General features: G+C 52.9%; 23 protein-coding genes. 15 read left to right on the forward strand and 8 right to left on the reverse strand.

What is annotated here, in order from left to right:
* Positions 1 to 15: 15 nt before the first annotated feature.
* The 3 genes from TAN611_RS07615 to TAN611_RS07625 all read right to left on the reverse strand — a co-directional run bounded on the left by TAN611_RS07615 (position 16) and on the right by TAN611_RS07625 (position 3,224).
* A complete protein-coding gene (locus TAN611_RS07615) occupies positions 16 to 1,638 on the reverse strand; it encodes an FMN-binding glutamate synthase family protein (RefSeq protein WP_105230369.1) in 1,623 nt (540 codons plus the stop codon).
* Positions 1,639 to 1,894: 256 nt separating this feature from the next.
* Entirely contained in the window at positions 1,895 to 2,485 is a 591-nt protein-coding gene (locus TAN611_RS07620; RefSeq protein ID WP_105230370.1) for a LuxR family transcriptional regulator, read from the reverse strand.
* Between the two features lie 22 nt (positions 2,486 to 2,507).
* Positions 2,508 to 3,224: an EAL domain-containing protein gene (locus TAN611_RS07625; protein ID WP_203067464.1), complete on the reverse strand. Its 717-nt coding sequence runs from the start codon at positions 3,222 to 3,224 to the stop codon at positions 2,508 to 2,510.
* A gap of 639 nt (positions 3,225 to 3,863) precedes the next feature.
* Between TAN611_RS07625 and TAN611_RS07630 the strand changes: the two genes are divergently transcribed.
* The 5 genes from TAN611_RS07630 to TAN611_RS07650 all read left to right on the forward strand — a co-directional run bounded on the left by TAN611_RS07630 (position 3,864) and on the right by TAN611_RS07650 (position 9,391).
* Positions 3,864 to 4,460 carry a fimbrial protein gene (locus tag TAN611_RS07630; RefSeq protein WP_015671592.1) on the forward strand — a complete coding sequence of 199 codons (597 nt, stop codon included), beginning with the start codon at positions 3,864 to 3,866 and terminating at the stop codon, positions 4,458 to 4,460.
* A gap of 58 nt (positions 4,461 to 4,518) precedes the next feature.
* Positions 4,519 to 5,220 (forward strand): molecular chaperone, encoded by a 702-nt coding sequence (locus TAN611_RS07635; protein ID WP_105233244.1) that lies wholly within the window; start codon positions 4,519 to 4,521, stop codon positions 5,218 to 5,220.
* Positions 5,221 to 5,231: 11 nt separating this feature from the next.
* Complete coding sequence (locus TAN611_RS07640) at positions 5,232 to 7,727, forward strand: fimbria/pilus outer membrane usher protein (protein WP_105230373.1); 2,496 nt, start codon at positions 5,232 to 5,234, stop codon at positions 7,725 to 7,727.
* Positions 7,718 to 8,707 carry a fimbrial protein gene (locus TAN611_RS07645; RefSeq protein WP_203067465.1) on the forward strand — a complete coding sequence of 330 codons (990 nt, stop codon included), beginning with the start codon at positions 7,718 to 7,720 and terminating at the stop codon, positions 8,705 to 8,707. The genes TAN611_RS07640 and TAN611_RS07645 overlap by 10 nt, the downstream gene beginning before the upstream one ends.
* Positions 8,708 to 8,776: 69 nt before the next feature.
* Complete coding sequence (locus TAN611_RS07650; RefSeq protein WP_197951595.1) at positions 8,777 to 9,391, forward strand: fimbrial protein; 615 nt, start codon at positions 8,777 to 8,779, stop codon at positions 9,389 to 9,391.
* Positions 9,392 to 9,479: 88 nt separating this feature from the next.
* On the opposite strand, the gene TAN611_RS07655 is transcribed toward TAN611_RS07650, so the two are convergent.
* The 4 genes from TAN611_RS07655 to TAN611_RS07670 form a co-directional block, all read right to left on the reverse strand.
* Positions 9,480 to 9,935 (reverse strand): helix-turn-helix domain-containing protein, encoded by a 456-nt coding sequence (locus TAN611_RS07655; protein WP_111737463.1) that lies wholly within the window; start codon positions 9,933 to 9,935, stop codon positions 9,480 to 9,482.
* Between the two features lie 342 nt (positions 9,936 to 10,277).
* Entirely contained in the window at positions 10,278 to 11,864 is a 1,587-nt protein-coding gene (locus TAN611_RS07660) for a malate:quinone oxidoreductase (protein ID WP_105230377.1), read from the reverse strand.
* Positions 11,865 to 12,309: 445 nt separating this feature from the next.
* A complete protein-coding gene (locus tag TAN611_RS07665) occupies positions 12,310 to 13,014 on the reverse strand; it encodes a glutathione S-transferase N-terminal domain-containing protein (RefSeq protein ID WP_203067466.1) in 705 nt (234 codons plus the stop codon).
* Between the two features lie 75 nt (positions 13,015 to 13,089).
* A complete protein-coding gene (locus TAN611_RS07670; protein ID WP_203067467.1) occupies positions 13,090 to 13,770 on the reverse strand; it encodes a helix-turn-helix transcriptional regulator in 681 nt (226 codons plus the stop codon).
* An 88-nt stretch (positions 13,771 to 13,858) separates the two neighbouring features.
* On the opposite strand from TAN611_RS07670, the gene TAN611_RS07675 reads away from it, so the two are divergent.
* The 10 genes from TAN611_RS07675 (at position 13,859) to TAN611_RS07720 (ending at position 20,865) form a co-directional block, all read left to right on the forward strand.
* Entirely contained in the window at positions 13,859 to 14,203 is a 345-nt protein-coding gene (locus TAN611_RS07675; RefSeq protein ID WP_203067468.1) for an antibiotic biosynthesis monooxygenase, read from the forward strand.
* Between the two features lie 371 nt (positions 14,204 to 14,574).
* Positions 14,575 to 15,432: a YPO3983 family protein gene (locus TAN611_RS07680; RefSeq protein WP_197952219.1), complete on the forward strand. Its 858-nt coding sequence runs from the start codon at positions 14,575 to 14,577 to the stop codon at positions 15,430 to 15,432.
* Positions 15,416 to 15,883 carry a DUF943 family protein gene (locus TAN611_RS07685; protein ID WP_197951601.1) on the forward strand — a complete coding sequence of 156 codons (468 nt, stop codon included), beginning with the start codon at positions 15,416 to 15,418 and terminating at the stop codon, positions 15,881 to 15,883. Before TAN611_RS07680 ends, TAN611_RS07685 begins: the two co-directional genes overlap by 17 nt.
* Before the next feature lie 50 nt (positions 15,884 to 15,933).
* Complete coding sequence (locus TAN611_RS07690) at positions 15,934 to 16,386, forward strand: DUF943 family protein (RefSeq protein WP_203067469.1); 453 nt, start codon at positions 15,934 to 15,936, stop codon at positions 16,384 to 16,386.
* An 86-nt stretch (positions 16,387 to 16,472) separates the two neighbouring features.
* Positions 16,473 to 16,937 carry a DUF943 family protein gene (locus TAN611_RS07695; protein WP_203067470.1) on the forward strand — a complete coding sequence of 155 codons (465 nt, stop codon included), beginning with the start codon at positions 16,473 to 16,475 and terminating at the stop codon, positions 16,935 to 16,937.
* 49 nt (positions 16,938 to 16,986) lie between these two features.
* On the forward strand, positions 16,987 to 17,457 hold the full coding sequence (locus TAN611_RS07700; protein ID WP_203067471.1) for a DUF943 family protein: 471 nt from the start codon (positions 16,987 to 16,989) through the stop codon (positions 17,455 to 17,457).
* A gap of 61 nt (positions 17,458 to 17,518) precedes the next feature.
* Positions 17,519 to 17,980 carry a DUF943 family protein gene (locus TAN611_RS07705; protein WP_203067472.1) on the forward strand — a complete coding sequence of 154 codons (462 nt, stop codon included), beginning with the start codon at positions 17,519 to 17,521 and terminating at the stop codon, positions 17,978 to 17,980.
* Positions 17,981 to 18,029: 49 nt separating this feature from the next.
* Positions 18,030 to 18,500, forward strand: coding sequence for a DUF943 family protein (locus TAN611_RS07710; RefSeq protein ID WP_203067473.1), 471 nt, complete (start codon positions 18,030 to 18,032; stop codon positions 18,498 to 18,500).
* Positions 18,501 to 18,549: 49 nt separating this feature from the next.
* A complete protein-coding gene (locus tag TAN611_RS07715; RefSeq protein WP_203067474.1) occupies positions 18,550 to 19,023 on the forward strand; it encodes a DUF943 family protein in 474 nt (157 codons plus the stop codon).
* A gap of 210 nt (positions 19,024 to 19,233) precedes the next feature.
* Entirely contained in the window at positions 19,234 to 20,865 is a 1,632-nt protein-coding gene (locus TAN611_RS07720) for an ABC-F family ATPase (RefSeq protein WP_370446976.1), read from the forward strand.
* 71 nt (positions 20,866 to 20,936) lie between these two features.
* Here TAN611_RS07720 and moeB read toward each other — a convergent pair whose 3' ends face one another.
* A complete protein-coding gene (gene moeB / locus TAN611_RS07725; protein ID WP_203067475.1) occupies positions 20,937 to 21,698 on the reverse strand; it encodes a molybdopterin-synthase adenylyltransferase MoeB in 762 nt (253 codons plus the stop codon).

The following is a 21,698-nucleotide window of genomic DNA, read 5'->3' on the forward strand; positions in this document are numbered from 1 at the left end:
GGCATCACCGATACGTTAAGCCGACAGGGCGACCGCCTGGTCGAAGCTGCTTGGCGTTGCCATACGCCACATGCGGGCGTAAAACTCACTTTTAATCTCTTTTTCCAGCAGCGCGCCCGGTTCCAGATAGTAGTAGATATCGGCGTAGACCTTGATTTCCGTCGGGGTGATGCGGCGCAGCATATGGTGCGACGTTAGCTGTTCCGGACGGCTGACGCCCGCCGCCGCCAGCATTTCGGCCAGCGCCTTCACCGTATTCTGGTGGAAGTGGTACACCCGCTCCGCTTTATTCGGCACCACCAGCGCTTTCTGCCGCAGCGGATCCTGCGTGGCGACGCCGGTCGGGCAGTGGTTGGTGTGGCAGCTTTGCGACTGGATACAGCCAACGGCGAACATAAAGCCGCGCGCCGAGTTCACCCAGTCGGCGCCGAGCGCCATCACGCTGGCGATATCAAAGGCGCTGATGATTTTACCGCTGGCGCCGATCCTGATGCTGTCGCGCAGGCCGCAGCCAACCAGCGTGTTGTGCACGAACAACAGCCCTTCGCGCAGCGGCATGCCCATATAGTTGGACAGTTCCAGCGGCGCGGCGCCGGTGCCGCCCTCTTTGCCGTCAACCACGATAAAGTCCGGCAGAATGCCGGTGTGCAGCATCGCTTTGACAATGGCGACGAACTCCCACGGGTGGCCGATGCACAATTTAAAGCCGACCGGTTTGCCGCCGGAGAGCTGCCGCAGCTGCTGGATAAAGTGCATCATTTCGATCGGCGTACGGAAGGCGCTGTGCGAAGAGGGGGAAATGCAGTCCTGCCCTTCAGGCACGCCGCGGGTGGCGGCGATCTCCGCATCAACCTTTTTCGCCGGCAGAATGCCGCCGTGGCCCGGCTTGGCGCCCTGGCTGAGCTTGATTTCAATCATGCGCACCTGCGGGCTGGCGGCCTGTTCGGCGAAGCGCTGCGGATCGAAGTGTCCGTCGGCGGTGCGGCAGCCGAAATAGCCGCTGCCCAGTTCCCAGACCAGATCGCCGCCGTGTTCCCGGTGATAACGGCTGATGCTGCCTTCGCCGGTGTCGTGGTAAAAGTTGCCTTTGGCCGCCCCGAGGTTTAGTGCGCGGATAGCGTTGGCAGACAGCGCGCCGAAGCTCATGGCGGAGATGTTGAAGATGGAGGCCGAATAGGGCTGGGTGCAGTCCGGGCCGCCGATGGTGATGCGGTAGCTGGTGGGATCGGCGACCGGCACCGGGCACATGGAGTGACCGATGCACTCATAGCCGGTTTTATACACGTCGATAATGGTGCCAAAGGGTTTATCCCCCATCTGGTTTTTCGCCCGGCGGTAGACTAGCGAACGCTGGGTGCGTGAAAAGGGGATCTGCTCGTCATCTTCTTCCAGCAGATACTGGCGCAGTTCAGGGCGGACAAATTCGAAGAAGAAACGCAGCCGGCCGATAATCGGGTAGTTACGGCAGATGGCGTGGCGCTGCTGGCTGAGGTCATACAGGCCCAGCGCGGTCAGGGCGATAAACGCCAGGGCGGGCAGCCAGAACCAGGGCTGTTCCAGGGCCATAAAGAAGAAGGCCAGCGCCAAGATAATGCTCAGCATAAAGCAGGTATAACGGCTGAATAAGGATGATTTCATAACATCTCCTGATGTTTATTTTTAATCCAGACGACAATGCTGATAGAAGCGGCGAAGAAAGCGAAAAACGCCATCATGCCAGCGGGAAATCCCGTGGTGGAAGAGTAACCAAATTGCGGCGACAGGATGTGGCTGTTACTGCTTGTTTACTTGTTGTTACATTAATTTAACTTAATCGGTGGCGTTGGAGAAGGCATCGATCCGCATGCTTGGCAGGCGGGTAAGAAGGAAGGGGGCGCGAAGACGCCCCTTCAGATTATTTGGCCGCAACAAAAATGCTGCTCATGCTGCGCAGGCGCAGCTTGCGCATGGCGCTGTATTTCTGAGAAAAGATGGTTTTTGGATGCGTGCCGCGCTTTTGCGCGATACACAACAGGCTGTCGCCGCGCAGCAGGTTAAACAGCACGTCGCTTTCCGCCGGGCTGAGCTCACGGGTTTTCTGCACCCGGATGCCGCCGGCCATCGGGCTGTCGAACAGCTGCTGCAATTTTTCTTGCAGCGAATAAAGCGGCATGCGCGCGGAGATCAGTTCGACCGTGATCCCCAGCACCGACAGCAGATTGACCACCCGTTCATCATCGTAGAACACCACAATGCGGGTATTGCTGCGATAACCGTTGTGCATGGCGACCAGGCTCTCGATAACATTGACGCTCTGCTCCAGGTTCTGCGAGGTAAAGATCAGCGCGATGTCATGTTTGACGATCTTCTCCGCCTTGGCGCCGCCGTGCATAAAGTCGGAAAACAGGCGGATATCATATTGGCCGTAATGTTTTTTCAACAGCACGGACAGGCCGACGTAGCTGTATTTACACTCACTAATGACAAGGACATTATTTTTAGGCATAAGGGCTGACCCCAACAATAAGTTAGAAGTATTCAGCTGTCAGAAGCGAATTTAAGTCCCTGATGTCGGACTCCTTCCACAGCTTTCCTTGCAGTGCGTAATAGGGCATTTCGTTCAACCACCTTTTATGGTCGGGCGTTTCCACACCTTCGATAATGACCTTATAATTATTCAGGTAAAAAAAACGCAGTAATGCGCGCATTAAACCTTCGCCGCCGGGCCGTTGCATAAAATTCCACAACAGGAAGCGGTCGAGTTTAACGAAACGGAAACGGCTGTTATAAAGTGCGGAAAAGCCCGCGTAGCCGGAACCAAAATCATCAAGCCAAAACGAATATCCCTCCAGCGTCGGATCGAGGTGGACGCGATCTTTTATCAGGCGCGTCGCGCTTTCGCTGATTTCAAAATGGATGCAACGTATGGACTTTATTCTTTCTGCAAACTGGCTGCTGGCTAATGAAGCCAGTGAGTGATCGTCAACATTTAGCGTGACAATCACCTGATGTTGATTGAACCAGGCCTGATATTTCTCTATCAGTTCGACCTGCTCTTGCAGGATTTCGATGCGGGTCAGGCCGTCCGCGCTTTTGAAGAACTGCTCCGGCGAGCAATGAGCGAATACGCTGTCCAGGGTAAAACGCGACAGGCATTCAACGGCGATCAACTGCCCCGTTCTGGTGAACATCGGCTGAAAGGTAAAATAGATACCGTTATTTCTCTCTATAAAAGAAGTGCTCATTTACCAATCCTTGGATTGAATTACAGTTCATTGTTTTTTAACTGGTTAATAATTTCTTTGGCAGGTTTTATTGGTAAGATTCTTATTTATAACCGCCTTTGCCTTTTCTTTGGTGAAGTGGGTGTCAAAATACATGCCTGATTTTCACTTCTCTTTTAAAATCAGAAAAGTTGCACTCATCGCTCTGCCGTAATGCACTGATTTAACGTTAACTTGCCGTTAGTTTTGTTTATCTCCCGTGTAAAATACAGACTATTCCTATCTTTTAGAATCGTCAATATCGATCGATGGGTAATCGTTGATAGATTTTTCCTATCAAGGAGGCATTTATGAATGTTATAAACGATTTTAATTTATTGGGGTGGTGAGACTAGGATACTTCCGAAATGGAACATGTTAGCGGCGGAATTAAATCTATTCCTCGTGATTCTGTCGTTTATAACTTCGGAATTCTACCTATAGGTAGTGACAAATATTGCCTGCAAATATGGATATTTAATGTATTGCCTGGGTGACAGTCAGCATTTCCATTTTAGTTAACGCATAGTGACGGGACGGCAAGATTGTATTCCTTAATCTTCTGTGCGGACTAACGACTATATCAATCATTTTCGATAAATTCCGACATAGGATATTACAATGAACAAAGTATTACTCTCCGCAGTAGCGACCGCTTTTCTGGGAATGTCTGCCGCACACGCTGCATCCGAAAATGTTGGCGGCGGTCAGGTTGACTTCTACGGTAAAGTAACCGACGTATCTTGTACTGTTTCTGTTAACGGTCAAGGCAGCGACGCCAGCGTTTACCTGTCGCCGGTAAGCCTGAACGAAGTGAAAAATGCAGGCGCCAATACCTACCTGAAACCTAAGTCTTTCACCATTGACGTCACCAACTGCCAGGCGGCCGATACCGAAGTCAGCGCTGACAAACTGGGCGTTAACTGGACCGGCGGTAACCTGCTGACCGGCGCAAGCGGCACCACCGCAGGCTACCTGGCCAACACCGAAGGTACCGGTGCGCAGAACATCCAACTGGTGCTGTCTGCCGACGATGCGAAAAACCTGACCAACAAAATCATCCCGGGCGATGCCAACCAGAAAGCAGCGACCAGCGTTGCTGACCTGGACGGCGGCAAGCGCTTCACCTACTACGTAGGCTACGCTACTGCGACCCCAGACACCGTAACCAGCGGTGTGGTCAACAGCTACGCGACTTACGAAATTACCTATCAGTAATAATCTTTTGCTGAACAAAAGCGGCAGCGCGTCTGCCGCTTTCATTTCTGAGGTTATGATGAAATTTATTGCCCTTTTTTTCTGTTTCATTTTCAGTTTCTCTGCTTCCGCCAACAATATTATCGCTAACGGCACGCGCTTTATTTATCCGGGAAATGAAAGAGAAATAACGGTGCAGCTGTCCAACTCAGCTGATCGACCGGCGCTGGCGCAGGCCTGGCTGGATAATGGCGACGCGAATGCCACGCCGGATACTATCGTGACGCCTTTTTTAATTACGCCGCCAATTTCCCGTGTGGATGCGAAAAGCGGTCAGACCCTGCGTATTAAGCTGGCGAATAAATCTGGCCTGGCGACGAATAAAGAGAGCCTGTGGTGGCTGAATATTCTGGAGATCCCGCCAAGCAATACCGAGCGCCAGCAGGAAGGGCAGAACGTACTGCAGCTGGCGATTCGCTCACGCTTTAAATTCTTCTATCGTCCGAGCGGGTTGGGCAATCGCGACGCCGCGCCGCAGCAGCTGGTGCTGAAGGCGGCGGGTAATAGCCTGACGCTGAATAATCCGACGCCGTTTTATATCACCGTGACCAAGGTTTCACGCGATGGCAAAACGGCGCTGAACGAACGCACTCTGATGCTGGCGCCGCAAAGCAGCGGAACGCTGAACACCAAGACGGCGTTCAAAGCGGGCGAAACTCTGGTTATTAACAATATCAATGATTACGGCTCAGATGTTGCCATTAAACTCGCGGTAAAATAGGGATATTTCAGATGAAACAGTGGGTGCCGATAAAAGCATTGGGTTGCAAGCTCTCTGTGACGATCGTGGTTTCGGCTTGTATTTCTCCGGCCGGCGCGGCGGAGCCGCAGGAAAATCAACAGCCGCTGTATCAATTTAACGATGGCTTTATCGTCGGCAGCAAGGAGAAGGTCGACCTGACGCGCTTTAGCACCGTAGCGATCAGCGAGGGAACCTATTCCGTCGATGTCTACACCAATGATGAGTGGCGCGGGCGTTATGACCTGCAGATCACCCGCGATAAACAGTCCAAACTGGGCGTCTGCTACACCGCCAAAATGCTGTCGCAGTTTGGCGTGGCGGTGGAGAAACTCAATGAGGCGCTGAGCAAAAATCCTGAGTTTTGCGGCCGCCTGAGCGAGTGGCGCCAGGATGACAACCTGAAAGACAACTTTAACCAGTCTTCGCTGCGTCTGGATCTGTCGGTGCCGCAGATCTATGAAAACCGCATGTACAAAGGTTATGTAGCGCCGGAGTTCTGGGACGAAGGCGTCCCGGCGCTGAACCTGGCCTATACCGCCAACTACTACAACAACCATGTCTCTTCCGCGCAGGGTTCAGATGACTCCAGCGCTTATCTGGGCATCAATGCGGGTTTCTCCTATGACGGCTGGCTGCTGAAACACATCGGCAACCTGGATTGGCAGCAGCAGCGGGGCAGCACGCGCTGGAACTCCAACCAGACCTACCTGCAGCGGCCGATCCCGCAGATGAAGTCGATCTTTACCGGCGGCCAGTTCTTTACCAACGGTGAGTTCTTCGACAGCGTGGGGCTGCGCGGGGTGAACCTGGCGACCGACGACAACATGTTCCCGGACGGCATGCGCTCCTATGCGCCGGAGATTCGCGGCGTGGCGCAAAGCAACGCCTTGGTCACCGTGCGCCAGAGCGGCAATATCATTTATCAGACCTCGGTGCCGCCCGGGCCGTTTAACATTAACGATGTGTATCCGTCCGGCTATGGCAACGATCTGGAAGTGACGATCAAAGAGGCCGATGGCTCCGAGCAGCACTTTAACGTGCCTTACTCGTCCGTTACCCAACTGCTGCGTCCGGGCATGATGCGCTATACCTTCGCCGTCGGTAAGGCCGACGCCGATGACCTGCGTAATAAGCCGGCGATTGTGCAGGGCACCTATCAATATGGCGTGAATAACCTGTTCACCGGCTATTTCGGCGTCAGCGGTTTTAACGACTATCAGTCGGTGCTGCTGGGCAGCGGTATCAATACCGGTATCGGCGCGCTGTCGCTGGATATGACGCAGTCGCGCCTGAAGCTGAAAGATGAAGATAAAACCGGCCAGAGCTTCCGCCTGAGTTTTAACCGCATGTTCTCCAGCACGCAGACCAGCATCGTACTGGCGGCGTACCGCTACTCCACCAAGGATTATTACAACCTGAGCGATGCGCTGTACACCATCGACAGGGAGAAGAGCGGTAATAACCGCGAAATCTGGCGGGAGAAAAACGGCTTCAGCTATACCGTCAACCAGGATCTGCCGGAAGGCTGGGGCGGCTTCTACTTTACCGGGCGGATTGCCGACTACTGGAACCGCAGCGGCACCGAGAAGCAGTATCAGCTGAGCTACAACAACATGTGGGGCCGCATGACGTATAACGTCGGCGTGCAGCGTGTCTACTCGGCCAATAACGGCGGTAACAACAAAGACGATCGCATTTCGCTTAACTTCAGCTATCCGCTGTACTTCGGCGAAAACCGCCGGGCGAACCTGAATTCGAACACCGTCTTCAACAATTCGCACTTCGGCAACTCGCAGGTGGGTCTGAACGGCTCCTTCGGTGAAGAGAACAACCTGAGCTACGGCGTGACCACCTCGGTGGCACGCGGCGGCGACCACAATGTCGGCCTGAACGGCAGCTATCGCGCGCCTTATTCGACGCTGACCGCCAGCTACAGCCAGGGCGAAGGCTATCGTCAGAGCGGCCTGGGCGCCAGCGGCTCACTGATTGCCCACGGCGGCGGGGTGACGCTGTCGCCGGAAACCGGCACCACCATGGCGCTGATCGAAGCCAAAGACGCCAAGGGCGCGATGCTGCCCGGCTCGCCGGGCACCCGGGTGGACGGCAACGGCTATGCGGTGCTGCCTTATCTGCGGCCGTACCGTATCAATGCGGTGGAAATTAACCCGAAAGGCAGCTCGGAAGACATCAACTTTGAGAAGACCGTTGCGCAGGTGGTGCCGTATGAGGGCAGCATCGTGAAGGTGAAATTCAACACCACCGTTGAGAAGAACCTGAACTTCCGCGCGCGGCAGAGCAATGGCGAACCGCTGCCGTTTGGTGCGGATATCGTGGACGAAAACGGTAAATATATTGGCGTCGTGGGCCAGGGCAGCACGCTGTTTATCTCCTCGGACACCGCGAAGCAGGCGGTAATCACCTGGAGCAACGGTCGGTGCACTATCGCCCTGAACCCGGCCTCAACTAAGGATGCGGTATGTCAGTAAAAAATCTCTGTCGTTGGCTGGTGGTGATTGCCGCTCTGGCCGCCGGGCAGGCCTATGCCGCCTGTTCCCGCTACAATACGCCGACCGTGCAGCTGGATATGGTGGTCGGCCGCGTGGTGGTGGACCCGAACGCGCCGATTGGCTCGGTGCTGTATGAAAAAAGCTGGACCATGGGACAAGGTGGGCAGTATTACTACTGCACCGGCCGTAACGATTTTTCCGCCAGAATTGTCGCCACCGGCGTGCAGGATCTGGGCAACAAGGTATATTCCACCAACGTGCCGGGTATCGGGCTGCGTTTCCGTCGCGGCGGGGCGATCCAGTTCACCTATCCGGAGGTGAAAAACTTTGATGGCGGGCGTGGTACGAGTTACTACCTGGCGGGTTCCACCTTTACTCTGCAGGTGATCAAGACCGCGGCGGTAACCGGCAGCGGCAGCGTTGCCAGCGGTAAATATACCTCGTACGACTATGTATACGGCTCCAACCCGCTCTTGGAAACTTACCTGAGCGCCAATGCGCTGACCATCGTTTCGCCGTCCTGCACGGTGATGGGCGGCAATAACTTCAGCGTGGATATCGGCGCGATTAAAACCAGCGACCTGAACGGCGTCGGCACCTTTGCCGGCGGGCGAAAATTCCCGATTCAGCTGCAGTGCAGCGGCGGCGTCAGCGTGGCCGGCTATGCCAACGTCAATATGACCTTTGACGGCAACCTGGCGACCGGCACTGCGCTGAGCCAGGGGGTGCTGAAAAATGAGCGAACCGACAGCAGCGCGGCGCAGGGCGTCGGCGTGCAGGTGCTGGACAGCCGGATGAACCCGCTGCAGTTTAAAAAGGCGTATAACGTCGGCCGTCTGGCAAATAACCAGATGCAGTATATCGACCTGTCGTACACCGCGCGTTTTTACCAGTACCTGTCGAAGATTACCTCCGGCGCGGTTGAAGCCCATATGGTGTTTAACCTGACCTACGACTAACGGAAACGGACTCGCCTCCGTCCGGGCGCAGCGCCTCTGCCTGCGCCCCTGTATATAAGGAACGCTATCATGAAACGCTGTGTATCATTGCTGATTGCCGGAATGGGGTATTGCGCGCTGGCACAGGCTGCGACGCCGGATGCCGACGGCGGCCGGGTGGATTTTCTGGGCAAAATCACCGATACCTCCTGCTCCGTCTCGGTCAACGGCCAGGGCAGCGACGCCAACGTTTATCTGGCGCCGGTCTCGCTGCAGGAAGTGCATAACCGTGGCGCCGGTGCTTATCTGAAGCCGAAGTCTTTTACCATTCAGCTGAGCAACTGCCAGATTATGGAAGGCTCTGCGGAAACGCTCTCGGAGGCCGATCTGCGTAACATCAGCGTCAGCTGGGTGGGAGGCAATCTGCTGCAGGGCGCGAATGAGGACGCCGGCTATCTGGCGAACAGCCTGAGCGACGGCGCCAGTAATATTGCGCTGGCCCTGTCGGTAAACGGTAACGATACCCTGGACAAGTCGAATAAAATTATTCCGGCCGATCCGGATCAGAACAGCGTGCAGCCGGAGATCGGCGCCAAGGACGTCGGCACCTTTACCTATTACATCGGCTATGTGACGCAGGCGCCGAAAAAAACCACCTCCGGGCCGATTCATAGCTACGCTACCTATGAGATTCGCTATAACTAACTGATCGTTCGGCCGCGTAAGCCGCAAACAATCAGGGCGCCGTTATCATGACGGCGCCCTTTTTTATCGGCGGATACGGCGGGTGAGGCTAGCGCTGCCCCATCCAGTTGCTGCATTTGCCGTCGACGCACTGTTTGGCGTACAGCAGCTGCAGCCCAGGCGAATCCTGATGTTGTGCCGGCTGCGCAGCGGCAGGCAGCGGCGTGTCGTCAAAGCTGCCCCAGTCGCTGCGACGGTAAACCGCCGGCGTTTTGCCGAACTGTTTTTTGAACGCACGGGAAAACGAGGGTTGGGAATCAAAATGATATTGCAGGGCGATATCCAGGATCGGGCGCGGCGTCGATCGCAGCGCCTGAGCGGCTTTCGACAGCCGGCGTTCGCGGATGTAACTGCCGAGGGCGTGGCCGGTGGTGCTGCGGAACATGCGTTGCAGGTGCCATTTGGAGTAGCCCGATTTTGCCGCCACGTTATCCAGCAGCAGCGGTTGGTCCAGGTGAGTTTCAATCCAGTCCAGTAAGTCGTGAATGATATTGGCGCGATCCATTATTTAAATTCTCCCGCAGGTACGACATTCAGATCTCAAGAGATAAGGCGTCGCCATTCATACGTAAAACCGGTGTTTCAGGTATGAACAGGCTAATTATCCAAGTTTGTGCTTTGATAATAGGCGGGCAAAATCCATTACGCAAGAGGGAACTTGGTAAATCAGGGGAGCGAAAAATGCTCCGCTGGCGGTAGGGGCATATCAAGGCGATATGAGTGATTGCCGGTGGCATTGAATATTCCCGCGAATCCGGCGAGATAATACGGCATAAAAAATGCCAGTCAGCGTTGACTGACTGGCATGTGCGGTTACCGGAGCGGGGCCGTTGCCGGCCGCGTAGGTTTACTGCGCTTCAGCAGCTTCCGGTTTCACTTCAACATAGTTCAGCTGCAGCGTGTTGCTGGTGTAGCTGCGGATCTTGTTGGTCATTTCCACGTTGCCGTTCAGCTTTTGGCCGTAGGACGGGATGATCTCTTTCAGCTTGGCCTGCCACTGCGGCGTTGCCACTTTGTCTTTGAACACTTTTTCCATCAGGTGCAGCATGATTGGCGCAGCGGTGGAAGCGCCCGGTGACGCGCCCAGCAGTGCGGCGATGCTGCCGTCCTGCGAGCTGACCACTTCGGTGCCGAACTGCAGCACGCCGCCTTTATCAGCATCTTTCTTGATGATCTGTACGCGCTGGCCGGCGGTCCACAGTTTCCAGTCTTCCTGCTTGGCGTCCGGGTAGTACTCTTTCAGCGCGGCAAAGCGATCGTCGTCGTTCATCATCAGCTGACCGACCAGGTATTTCACCAGATCGAAGTGATCCAGACCGACGTGGGTCATTGGCATCAGGTTTGAGCTGTTCATGGAAACGATCAGATCAAACAGCGAACCGTTTTTCAGGAATTTGCTGGAGAAGGTAGCGAACGGTCCGAACAGCAGCACGCGTTTGCCGTCCAGCATACGGGTATCCAGGTGCGGTACCGACATTGGCGGGGAACCGACGCTGGCCAGGCCGTAGGCCTTCGCCAGGTGCTGATTGGCAACTTCCGGGTTGCTGGTAACCAGGAACTGACCGCCGACCGGGAAGCCGCCGTAGCCGTCTGCTTCCGGAATGCCGGACTTCTGCAGCAGGTGCAGCGCCGCGCCGCCTGCGCCGATAAACACGAACTTGGCGTTGGTGGTGGTTTCTTTACCGCCGTTGTTCAGATCGGCGATGGTCACCGCCCAGCTGTTGTCCGGGTTGCGTTTGATATCGCGTACTTCATGGCCCAGGCTCAGGTTGAATTTTTTGTCTTTGGACAGGCTGTCCACCAGCTGATGGGTGATCACGCCGAAGTTAACGTCGGTGCCCAGCGGCATGCGGGTGGCGGCGATTTTCTGCGCCGGATCGCGGCCTTCCATCATCAGCGGCGCCCACTGTTTGATCTGCGCAGGGTCTTCAGAGTACTCCATCCCGCGGAACAGGGTGCTGTGCTGCAGCGCGGCGTAGCGTTTGCGCAGGAAGTTGATGTTATCGTCTCCCCAGACAAAGCTCATGTGCGGCACGCTGTTGATAAAGGATTTCGGATTGCCCAGGACGTTGTTTTTGACCTGATAAGACCAGAACTGGCGGGAGATCTCGAAAGATTCGTTAACGGTCACCGCTTTGCTGATATCGATGGTGCCGTCTTCTTTTTCCGGGGTGTAGTTCATTTCGCAGAACGCGGAGTGGCCGGTGCCGGCGTTGTTCCAGCCGTTGGAGCTCTCTTCCGCCACGGAGTTCATGCGCTCGACCATATCGATGGTCCAGTCCGGCTCCAGTTCATGCAGGTAAGTGCCCAGCGTGGCGCTCATGATACCGCCGCCGATCAGCATAACGTCGACGTTTTTATTTTCTGCGGCGACGGCCTGCTGGCCAAGGCCGAACAGGTTGGCGCAGAAAAACAGAACGAGTAATTTTCTCATTAAATTAAATCTCTTTTGTGTAAATTCTACTCATTGCAGGTGAAAGAATTTATCGGTAATAACCCTGGATATTCGTGAAAACGCGCATTGTCCTCGGCGCGTAAATAGCGATAAGCCCTTTTTGTTAACAGGGTATTTAACGAAAAGTGGCTTATTCGTAGCGACGCTGAAGAGCAAATGTGCGGTTCACGTTTACTGGCGGGGTATTATTCTTTACAGGAATGTTAAAAACTACTTTTGTAACTAAAAAAAGTTTCAAAACTTACAGAAAATATAAGGTTTAATGCGAATTTAATTTAAGTTTTGCAGTAATTGTATTATTTGCCGGCTAAGCATCCCCTCTTTGCCGGCAAATTAAGCGGTGAAGCGTATGCGGCGTCTAATTGCCAGCCGCGTCAGGTAACAAAAAGATAACGGCCGCCGGGCAGGCGACCGGTGATACGGCTTATGGTCGCGCCGGGATGTTCAGGCCGCGCTGCACCGCCGGGCGTTCCAGACCGCGCTCCAGCCAGGCGCCGACGTGGGGGAAGCTGTCGAACGACACCAGTTCGCGCGCTTCGTAGAAGCCAATCAGGTTGCGCACCCAGCCGAGCAGGGAAATATCGGCGATGGTGTAATCTGCACCCATGATCCACTCGCGGTTTTCCAGCCGGTCATTCAGCACGCCGAGCAGGCGCTGCGACTCCTTCTGATAGCGCTGCAGCGGGCGTTTGTCTTCATATTCGCGTCCGGCGAACTTGTGGAAGAAGCCGAGCTGGCCGAACATTGGCCCTACCGCCGCCATCTGGAAGAATACCCACTGGATGGTTTCAATGCGCTGTACCGGATCCTGCGGCAGGAACTCACCGCATTTCTCTGCCAGATACAGCAAAATGGCGCCGGATTCGAACAGCGCCAGCGGTTTGCCGTCCGGCCCGGCCGGATCGAGGATCGCCGGGATTTTGCCGTTGGGGTTCAATGACAGAAACTCCGGCGTCCAGGTTTCATTCTGGCCGATATCAATCAGATGCGCCTCATAAGGCAGGCCGGTCTCTTCCAGCATGATCGACACTTTGACGCCGTTGGGCGTCGGCAGGGAATAGAGCTGTAGCCGTTCCGGATGCTGCGCCGGCCAGCGGGTGGTGATGGGAAATTCGGTGGCATCAAACATAGTGGCTCCTCACGTTAGACGGGGGCACAGGTCGGCGCCCGCAGGGTACAGTAATAAGGCTAGCGCAGCGCGCCGTTACAGCGATATGCCAAAATGTGCGGCCAGCGCTTTTTTTCCCGCCGGCGTGATGTGCAACTGACGGCTATCGAGCTGTTTGCGCACCCAGCTGCGCCGTTCGAAGGCGGCCAGCAGCGCTGCGCCCAGCGCGCCGCCCAGATGTTCTCGTCGTTCGCTCCAGTCCAGGCAGCCGCAGGCGAAACGGCGGCGGGAGGCGGGGAGCGCACAGTTGACCCCCAACCGTTCCAGCGCGCTGCGTCCTTGCGGCGTTAGCTGATAGTCGTCGCCGCACAGCCACTCCTGCGCAAACAGCCGGTTATGCAGGCTGACCGCTACCTCGCCGGCCATATGGTCATAGCTGGTGCGGGCCAGCTGCAGCGCCGTCGGCGTGCTGCTTTTCACCACCGGTCGCGGCGCGCCCGCCAGCGCCATCAGCGATTCCAGCGCGGCGGCCACTTCGCCGTCCGCCAGACGAAAATAGCGGTAGCGCCCCTGTTTGACGCAGGCGATCAGCCGCTGATCCTGCAACCGCGCCAGATGGCTGCTGGCGGTCGACGGCGCTACATCGACCGCGACGCTCAGTTCCGTAGCCGTATAGGCGCGGCCGTCCATCAGCAGGCACAGCATGCGCGCCCGCGAACGGTCGGCGATAGCGGCGCCGATTGCCGCCAGCCGCTGGTCGATTTCATCGTGATGCATATTTCGCTCCATGGCGAAGTGTCGTGGTACGGATGAGTTTAGGCTGGCGTCAGCTTATCGACAAGGCGCGCTGCGCCGGGAGGAAAAGATGATTGCGGTAATCTTTGAATTGCACGCGGCCGAAGGCCGGCAGGAGGCCTATCTGGCGATGGCGGCGCAGCTGAAGCCGCTGCTGGCGCAGATTGACGGCTTTATTTCCATCGAACGTTTCCAAAGCCTGGCCGAGCCGGACAAACTGCTGTCGCTCTCCTTTTGGCGTGATGAAGAGGCGGTGCGGCAGTGGCGCAATCTGGAGGCGCACCGTGCGGCGCAGGCGCGCGGCCGCGATGGCGTATTACACGATTACCGGCTGCGGGTAGCGCAGGTGGTGCGTGATTACGGCGACAGCCAACGTGAGCAGGCGCCGGCGGACAGCCGGCAGGCGCATGGCTGATTGCGCACGCGCAAAAGAAGGAGGGCGGTTGCCGCAGCGGCGCGCATCGACGGCGTCGCAGTGATGGGGAAAAGGAGGCATCGGTGGCGGCAAGAGAAACATCGGCCGCCCTGTGTTTCTGAAAATAACCACGGTTTCCCCATGCTGCAGTAATGAAACGTTGCCCGTTGTTTCTTAATAAGGAAGCGTCAGGGGGAAGAGCCGCCTCCGGAGGCGCTGAAAATCCAGGAATAAACTTATCTTTTTGGTGTTAATAGCAGCATGAATCCTGTTTTTCGCTGCAGTTGTGTGCAATATCTATACTAAGTTTGGCTGCTGAGTATCATTCGCTTGTGACGATCATTGGACGATGACACAAGGAATGTATCATGATGGCTGCACTGCAGTTCCCCTGCACGATATTTAAAACGCAAAAGCGCATGGACGATTACGGAGCGAGCGATATGCGTTGTGGAGACCTGTCCGCATCACAGCTAAAAACGCATTTTCGACTGGCGGACGTTTCCGCCACCGTAGACCCGTGGACGCTGACCAGAAAACGTCTTCACCAGACGCACCCGCGCGCCTATGCGATGGTCAGCCGTCTGTCCGCCCCGCAACAGACGCTGACCCGACGGGAGTGCGCCGCCATACTATTTGATGAGCTGCGCCAGCTGTCGCGGATGTTTGCCCTTTATGGCCCCTATAAGTACCTGATCGGCAAAATGATCGACCATCTGCAGTACGGCAACGGCACACCGTTTGCCAGCCCGCATCTGGACAGGGCGTTGAGGGAGCATATTTTGGGGGATAACTCTAAAAGTAGTTCATTACTACGAATAAAAAGGGTACTGTCAGATTATATTAATTGGGAACGGAATTTTTATCCTAAAGATAAACTGACTTATATACATAAAGCTATTTGCGATGGAAAACTCCCTAAGTTTAATCGCTTTCAGGATAACTTTAACGGTATGGGGATTACTGTCCATGATACTTGGGCTACACATATCGTAATAAAGTCTTTACACATTGATCATGGACACTATCGTGCTGTAATCCATTACAAAGTGCAAGATCACTTTGGGTTGGATGATAATGATATATTAAAGCTTGGATTTAGTCAGTTTCGCTTTTTTCGAATCTGGTTTGTACTGCAGCGATACAATTATTTTGGGTTTAAACCGTTTATGACTAATATGGAATCTACTATAGAAATTACATGGAGCGTAGATGAAAGTAAAAGTTAAAAAAACAAGGTTTTTTATATTGGTTTGCATCTGTGCTTTCCTTAGCTATCTTCTATGGTTTCTGATACGCCCAGTGAAGATCGTTGCGGTTCATAAAGATGGACATTTTAGTTCCGTACTTGTAAGAAATTTTCCATTTACCGATCGGGGGAAGATAGATTGGTGGTTGAAAAATAAAGAGATGCTAAAAAATAGGTATGGCATACCAGAGTTTTATCCCAATGGTGATTTTTATATTACCTTCTGGCTTTTTGGTGAAGGGTATAAAGAAGAAGGTAAGTATGACAGGAGATGTTTTGACGATATGAAAACAAAGGTAAACTGCATTGAAAAAAATGCAGTTTTTTCAGTGAACAATGATAGCCGTAATAGAGTTCACTTTACTGTATTTGATGGTGGTGATTATTTACTTAAAAATAATGGTGAAGTGGTTAAATATGAGTACAAATAAATAACAATGATGGGGTTTTATATTTATTTTCTGCGGTCGTAGGTAATTTAATGGTTAAGTATAGAATAATATTGTTGTTGATGTTATGTATTTTAATTATCTATGCTTATCTGTTGGGATGTAGTCGGGTCGAGATTGTCGCCGTCCATCAGAGAGATAACTACAGTGATGTTTTAGTTAAGAGTTTCCCTGTTACCGATAAGGGGAAAATACAGTGGTGGTTTGAAAATAAGGATAAGCTAAAGAATCAGTATAATATCCCACAGCCTGCATCCTACGGTGGCTTTACCGTGACCTTCTGGTTGTTTGGTGATGGCTATCAGGAGGAAGGTAAGTATGATCGTCTGTGTTTCGATGATATGCCAACCAATAAAAGCTGTATTGATAAAAACTTGCTGATGATGGTCAGGTACGCTAAAAGTACCGGCCTGTCTTTTCGGTTGGATGGTGGGGTGTATCGCATAAAGGGAAATGGTGAAATGATAAAAGAGAAATATAAATAGATATACTCATCTACTGTACAGGATCGGTATTGAATTAATGAAAACCATATTAATAACAATATCGATAAGTATCATGGAATATATCAATGACTGTTATAAATAAAAAACGAAATGCATTTTTACTACTGGGGGGCGGCGTTCTAACCGTTTATATCGCCTGGTGGTTTTCACGCCCGGTTAAAATAGTGGCGATTCATGAGGATGGGCACTTTAGCTCAGTGTTGGTCAAAAGCTTTCCGTTTACCACCAGGGGAAAAATAGAGTGGTGGTTGCAGCATAAGGATATGCTAAAAGAGCGCTATGACATCCCCAAACCGGCATCTTATGGTGATTTTAGCGTGAATTTTTGGTTGTTTGGTGACGGCTATAAAGAGGAGGGTAAGTACGATAGGTTGTGCTTTGATGATATGAAGACAAGGGTTAACTGTATTGAGAAGGATATCGTTTTCTCTGTGAGTAAAAGTAAAAACCTGGGTGTTGTTTTCTTTACGGATGGTGGGATATACCGAATTGATAAAAACGGTAAGGTAGCAAAGGTAAATATAGACTAAGGATGATGATTTATCTTTATTCTGCATGGGGGATTCTGGGAGGAAAACCATGTCGATAAGATCTATGGATATGAGGGTTAAGTTAGTCCTGTTAGTGATGGCCGGTGTCTTAATTGGTTATGCTTTTTGGCTTCTTTTGCGACCGCTAGAGATCGTTGCCGTTCATCAGTATGATGATTTTAGCTTTGTGTTGGTGAAAAATTTCCCTCTTACCGACAAGGGTAAGATCGATTGGTGGATGGATAATAAAGACATGTTGGAACAACGATATGGTATTCCTCAATCTACATCCTCTGGTTTTTTCGTCATTACCTTCTGGGATTTTAGTGATGGTTATAAAGAGGCGGGTAAGTACGATAGGTTATGTTTCAATGATATACCGACAAATAAAAAATGCATCGATAAAAATAAGTTACTTACCGTTGAAAATAATAAAAGGAAAGAATTATTGTTTACTGTTGACGATGGCAGATATCTGATGAAGGGAAGTGGTGAAACTATAAAAATAAATAGGGAATAATAGATGTTTATTCCATTTTTTATGTGAGATTATTTACCGTTAAGTTTCTTGGAAGATTTTCATGGCAATGATGAATAGGAAAAGATTATTTTCACTACTAATGTTCTGCATTCTAACTTTTTATATCTCTTGGTTATTGTTACGACCGGTTGAAATCGTTGCGATTCATGAAAATAGGCACTTTAGCTCAGTGTTGGTCAATAACTTCCCATTTACCACCAGGGGGGAAATAGAGTGGTGGTTGCAGAATAAGGATATGCTAAAAGAGCGCTATGGCATCCCCAAACCGGCATCCTATGGTAATTTCAGCATCACTTTCTGGCTGTTTGGTGACGGCTATAAAGAGGAAGGTAAGTACGACAGGCGCTGTTTTAATGATATGAAGACCAAGGTTAATTGTATTGAAAAGGATATCGTTTTCAATGTGCGCAATAGCAAAAATATGGGTGTTGTATTTTTTGCGAATGGAGGAATATACCGAATCGATAAAAACGGTAAGATAACACAGGTAAATATAGACTAAGGATGATAATTTATCTTTATTCTGCACGGGAAAATCAGGGAGGAAAGCCATGTCGATAAGGTCTATGGATATGAGGGTTAAGTTAGTCCTGTTAGTGATAGCCGGTGTTTTAATTGGTTATGCCTCCTGGTTGTTATTACGCCCGGTTAAAATCGTGGCGGTTCATGAGGATGGGCACTTTAGCTCAGTGTTGGTCAAAAGCTTTCCATTTACCACCAGGGGGAAAATAGAGTGGTGGTTGCAGAATAAGGATATGCTAAAAGAGCGCTATGGCATCCCCAAATCGGCATCTTATGGTGATTTTAGCATCACTTTCTGGCTGTTTGGTGACGGCTATAAAGAGGAGGGCAAGTACGACAGACGCTGCTTTGATGATATGAAAACCAAGGTGAACTGTATTGAAAAAGATATCACTTTCTCTGTAAGTAAAAGTGAGAATCTGGGCGTTATTTTTGTTGTAGAACACGGGATCTACCGAATCGATAAAAACGGTAAGATAGCAAAGGTGAATATAGACTAAGGATGATGATTTATCTTTATTCTGCATGGGGGAACCAGGGAGGAAAACCATGTCGATAAGATCTATGGATATGAGGGTTAAGTTAGTCCTGTTAGTGACGGCCGGTGTTTTAATTGGTTATGCTTTTTGGCTTCTTTTGCGACCGGTAGAGATTGTTGCCGTTAATCAGCGGAATAATTTCAGCGCTGTGTTAGTCAAGAGCTTTCCACTTACCGATCAAGGTAAAATATCCTGGTGGCTGAAGAATAAAGATATGCTGAAAATTCGCTACGGAATCCCTAAGCCTGCATCTTATGGTAGTTTCACCATCACATTTTGGCTGTTTGGTGATGGTTATAAAGAAGAGGGTAAGTATGACAGGCTGTGTTTCGATGATATGGATACAAAACTTAACTGCATTGAAAAACATGCGTTTTTTTCAGTAAATAATGATAGTCGAAATAGAATACACTTCACGGCATATGGTGGGGGGAAATACTTGCTTAAAGAGAATGGCGAAGTGGTTAGCTATGAGTACCGGTGATTAACGCTTTTATCGCGAGCGAACTTCCCCGTTGGATCGGCCAGCAACCAATCGCACGTCAGCCTCCGTAGCAGCACGCCACCGGCAGCACGTTTCGTCGCTCACCGTCGGCTAATCCACATTGTCAGCCATGCGTCATTCCCCCCTCACTGGCCGCGTGTGGTAAAAATGAACACACTATGGGCGATCCCGGCGGCCCGTTGTGGCATAATGCGCGCCAAATCACATTCCCAATTAAGAGCGAGCGTTGTGTTAAGTACTAACAACATCACTATGCAGTTCGGCAGTAAGCCGCTGTTTGAAAACATTTCCGTCAAGTTTGGCGGCGGTAACCGTTACGGTTTGATCGGCGCCAACGGCTGCGGCAAATCCACCTTTATGAAGATCCTCGGCGGCGATCTGGTGCCGAGCGGCGGCAACGTTGCGCTCGACCCGAATGAGCGTCTGGGTAAGCTGCGTCAGGATCAGTTCGCCTTTGAGCAGTACAGCGTGCTCGATACCGTGATCATGGGCCACACCGAGCTGTGGGAAGTGAAAGAAGAGCGCGACCGCATCTACGCGCTGCCGGAAATGAGCGAAGAAGACGGCTATAAAGTGGCCGATCTGGAAGTTGCCTACGGCGAGATGGACGGCTACAGCGCCGAAGCGCGCGCCGGCGAGCTGCTGCTGGGCGTCGGCATTCCGGTGGAACAACACTACGGCCCGATGAGCGAGATCGCCCCGGGCTGGAAACTGCGCGTGCTGTTGGCGCAGGCGCTGTTCTCCGATCCGGAAATTCTGCTGCTCGATGAACCGACCAACAACCTGGATATTGACACCATCCGCTGGCTGGAGCAGGTGCTGAACGAACGCAACAGCACCATGATCATCATTTCGCACGACCGTCACTTCCTGAATATGGTGTGCACCCATATGGCGGATCTGGACTACGGCGAACTGCGCGTCTACCCGGGCAACTACGACGAATATATGACGGCGGCCACCCAGGCGCGCGAACGTCTGCTGGCGGACAACGCCAAGAAGAAGGCGCAGATTGCCGAGCTGCAGTCGTTTGTCAGTCGCTTCAGCGCCAACGCCTCCAAGTCCAAGCAGGCCACCTCGCGCGCACGTCAGATCGATAAGATCCAGTTGGACGAGGTAAAAGCCTCCAGCCGTCAGAATCCGTTTATCCGCTTCGAGCAGAACAAGAAGCTGTTCCGCAACGCGCTGGAAGTGGAAGCGCTGACCAAGGGCTTCGACAACGGTCCGTTGTTCAACAAGCTGAACCTGATGCTGGAAGTCGGCGAGAAGGTCGCGGTGCTGGGGACCAACGGTATCGGTAAAACCACATTGTTGAAAACGCTGGTGGGCGATATGCAGCCGGACAACGGCAGCGTCAAATGGTCGGAAAACGCCAAGATTGGTTACTACGCCCAGGATCACGAATATGAGTTCGATGAGACGCTGACGGTATTCGACTGGATGAGTCAGTGGAAGCAGGAGAACGAAGACGAGCAGGCGGTGCGCAGCGTGCTTGGCCGTCTGCTGTTCAGCCAGGACGATATCAAGAAGAAAGTGAAGGTGCTGTCCGGTGGTGAGAAGGGGCGTATGCTGTTTGGCAAGCTGATGATGCAGCGTCCTAATATCCTGATTATGGATGAGCCGACCAACCACCTGGATATGGAATCCATTGAATCGCTGAACATGGCGCTGGAAATGTATGAAGGCACGCTGATCTTCGTTTCCCACGACCGTGAGTTCGTCAGCTCGCTGGCAACGCGCATTCTGGAAATCACCCCGAACAAGGTGATCGACTTTACCGGCAACTACGAAGACTATCTGCGTAGCCAGGGTATTGCCTAATCCTCTGACGGATTAACGGCGCGGCGGGTGCACTTCAGGCGCCCGCCGCGCCGTCTCTCTCTTTTCCCCGCTTATTCGGCCTCTGCGCCGCACACCTCGCACTGCGGGTTCTTCGGCAGTTTCATTTCGCGGAACTGCATGCTCATGGCGTCAAACATCAGCAGTTTTCCCACCAGCGGTTGCCCGTAACGGGTCAGCAGTTTGATGGCTTCCATCGCCTGCAGGCTGCCGATGGTGCCGACCAGCGGCGCCATCACGCCGGCTTCCACGCAGGTCAGCGCGGTGTCGCCGAACAGCCGGCTCAGACAGCGGTAGCATGGCTCGCCCGGCTGATAGGTGAACACGCTCAGCTGGCCCTCCATACGGATGGCCGCGCCGGAAACCAGCGGCTTGCGCTGCGCGTGGCACAGGCGGTTCAGCTGATCGCGGGTGGCGACGTTATCGGTGCAGTCCAGCACCACGTCGCAGGCGGCGATCAGCGCCGCCATCTGTTCATCGTCCGGTTGCTTGTCCACGGTGTCGATCGCCACGTGCGGATTCACTTCGGCCAGCGTTTGTCGGGCCGAGGCCACCTTGCTCATGCCGATGCGCTGGTCGCTGTGCAGGATCTGGCGCTGCAGGTTGGAGAGCGCCACGCTGTCGAAATCCACCAGCGTCAGCCGGCCGACGCCGGCGGCGGCCAGGTAAGGCGCCGCCGCGCAGCCTAACCCGCCCAGGCCGACGATCAGCGCATGGGAGGCTTTCAGCTGCTCCTGCCCGTCGAAGTCGAAACCGCGCAGGACGATCTGGCGGTTATAGCGCAGGGTTTCGGCATCGGTTAATTCCGGCAGCAT

The sequence above is a fragment of the Serratia sp. Tan611 genome (assembly GCF_905188235.1).
In the GTDB taxonomy this organism is placed as follows: domain Bacteria; phylum Pseudomonadota; class Gammaproteobacteria; order Enterobacterales; family Enterobacteriaceae; genus Serratia_B; species Serratia_B rhizosphaerae.

Excerpts from the sequence above, each read along its gene's own strand:
- TAN611_RS07680 (WP_197952219.1), top strand. The coding sequence starts at position 14,575 with ATGGCTGCACTGCAGTTCCCCTGCACGATATTTAAAACGCAAAAGCGC.
- TAN611_RS07620 (WP_105230370.1), bottom strand. The coding sequence starts at position 2,485 with ATGCCTAAAAATAATGTCCTTGTCATTAGTGAGTGTAAATACAGCTAC.
- TAN611_RS07695 (WP_203067470.1), top strand. The coding sequence starts at position 16,473 with ATGACTGTTATAAATAAAAAACGAAATGCATTTTTACTACTGGGGGGC.
- TAN611_RS07645 (WP_203067465.1), top strand. The coding sequence starts at position 7,718 with ATGTCAGTAAAAAATCTCTGTCGTTGGCTGGTGGTGATTGCCGCTCTG.
- TAN611_RS07665 (WP_203067466.1), bottom strand. The coding sequence starts at position 13,014 with ATGTTTGATGCCACCGAATTTCCCATCACCACCCGCTGGCCGGCGCAG.
- TAN611_RS07670 (WP_203067467.1), bottom strand. The coding sequence starts at position 13,770 with ATGCATCACGATGAAATCGACCAGCGGCTGGCGGCAATCGGCGCCGCT.
- TAN611_RS07710 (WP_203067473.1), top strand. The coding sequence starts at position 18,030 with ATGTCGATAAGGTCTATGGATATGAGGGTTAAGTTAGTCCTGTTAGTG.
- TAN611_RS07715 (WP_203067474.1), top strand. The coding sequence starts at position 18,550 with ATGTCGATAAGATCTATGGATATGAGGGTTAAGTTAGTCCTGTTAGTG.
- TAN611_RS07640 (WP_105230373.1), top strand. The coding sequence starts at position 5,232 with ATGAAACAGTGGGTGCCGATAAAAGCATTGGGTTGCAAGCTCTCTGTG.
- TAN611_RS07625 (WP_203067464.1), bottom strand. The coding sequence starts at position 3,224 with ATGAGCACTTCTTTTATAGAGAGAAATAACGGTATCTATTTTACCTTT.
- TAN611_RS07655 (WP_111737463.1), bottom strand. The coding sequence starts at position 9,935 with ATGGATCGCGCCAATATCATTCACGACTTACTGGACTGGATTGAAACT.
- TAN611_RS07630 (WP_015671592.1), top strand. The coding sequence starts at position 3,864 with ATGAACAAAGTATTACTCTCCGCAGTAGCGACCGCTTTTCTGGGAATG.
- TAN611_RS07720 (WP_370446976.1), top strand. The coding sequence starts at position 19,234 with ATGCGCGCCAAATCACATTCCCAATTAAGAGCGAGCGTTGTGTTAAGT.
- TAN611_RS07615 (WP_105230369.1), bottom strand. The coding sequence starts at position 1,638 with ATGAAATCATCCTTATTCAGCCGTTATACCTGCTTTATGCTGAGCATT.
- TAN611_RS07660 (WP_105230377.1), bottom strand. The coding sequence starts at position 11,864 with ATGAGAAAATTACTCGTTCTGTTTTTCTGCGCCAACCTGTTCGGCCTT.
- TAN611_RS07690 (WP_203067469.1), top strand. The coding sequence starts at position 15,934 with ATGGTTAAGTATAGAATAATATTGTTGTTGATGTTATGTATTTTAATT.
- TAN611_RS07635 (WP_105233244.1), top strand. The coding sequence starts at position 4,519 with ATGAAATTTATTGCCCTTTTTTTCTGTTTCATTTTCAGTTTCTCTGCT.
- TAN611_RS07675 (WP_203067468.1), top strand. The coding sequence starts at position 13,859 with ATGATTGCGGTAATCTTTGAATTGCACGCGGCCGAAGGCCGGCAGGAG.
- TAN611_RS07705 (WP_203067472.1), top strand. The coding sequence starts at position 17,519 with ATGGCAATGATGAATAGGAAAAGATTATTTTCACTACTAATGTTCTGC.
- moeB (WP_203067475.1), bottom strand. The coding sequence starts at position 21,698 with ATGCTGCCGGAATTAACCGATGCCGAAACCCTGCGCTATAACCGCCAG.
- TAN611_RS07685 (WP_197951601.1), top strand. The coding sequence starts at position 15,416 with ATGAAAGTAAAAGTTAAAAAAACAAGGTTTTTTATATTGGTTTGCATC.
- TAN611_RS07650 (WP_197951595.1), top strand. The coding sequence starts at position 8,777 with ATGAAACGCTGTGTATCATTGCTGATTGCCGGAATGGGGTATTGCGCG.
- TAN611_RS07700 (WP_203067471.1), top strand. The coding sequence starts at position 16,987 with ATGTCGATAAGATCTATGGATATGAGGGTTAAGTTAGTCCTGTTAGTG.